This window comes from Polaribacter sp. Z014 (assembly GCF_023555435.1).
Taxonomy (GTDB): Bacteria; Bacteroidota; Bacteroidia; order Flavobacteriales; family Flavobacteriaceae; genus Polaribacter.
Genome location: NZ_JALCZP010000130.1, coordinates 1 through 478, shown reverse-complemented (window position 1 = coordinate 478; position 478 = coordinate 1). Strand labels below are relative to the sequence as shown.

At 31.4% G+C, this 478-nt stretch carries 1 protein-coding gene; it reads right to left on the bottom strand.

The genetic code is table 11. The features are described 5' to 3' along the window. Window positions 1-230: 230 nt before the first annotated feature. Window positions 231-478: transposase (locus tag MPF19_RS19200; protein WP_249989874.1), on the bottom strand; the 248-nt coding region annotated here is incomplete at its 5' end.

The window sequence follows — 478 nt, the reverse complement described above, 5'->3', positions numbered from 1 at the left end:
CAAAATATTCTAATAGCCCTTCGGGCAACAAATAACGGGCTAATTCTGTATTCAAAATCTAATTACTTTTTTTCCAAAGATAAGATTCTCCCCAACAATTATTCTTGATCCATTTTATTGCTAGGTACATTAGTTAACTTATATACGTAAGCTACTCTTATTTAAGCTTGATCCTAGCTCTGTCAATACAAAAAGAGGGGATCAAGTCAAAAAGTTGTGGGATTTAGAAATTAGGCATAAATATTTGAGAGTCTAAAAAGGAAAAATTTGATGTTTCTAACACCTCTAAATTGTGCTCTAAAGGCCTTAATTTTAGCATTAAAAGATTCCGCAGAAGCGTTTGTACTTCTATTGTCAAAATAGTTGAGTATATTCTGATAATGTATAGACATTGTTCTAGCAATGCTATTAAAGCTTTTAAACTTCGCTTGTCTTACATTTTCATCCCATTTAGCAAGTCTAATTAAGGCAACAGTTT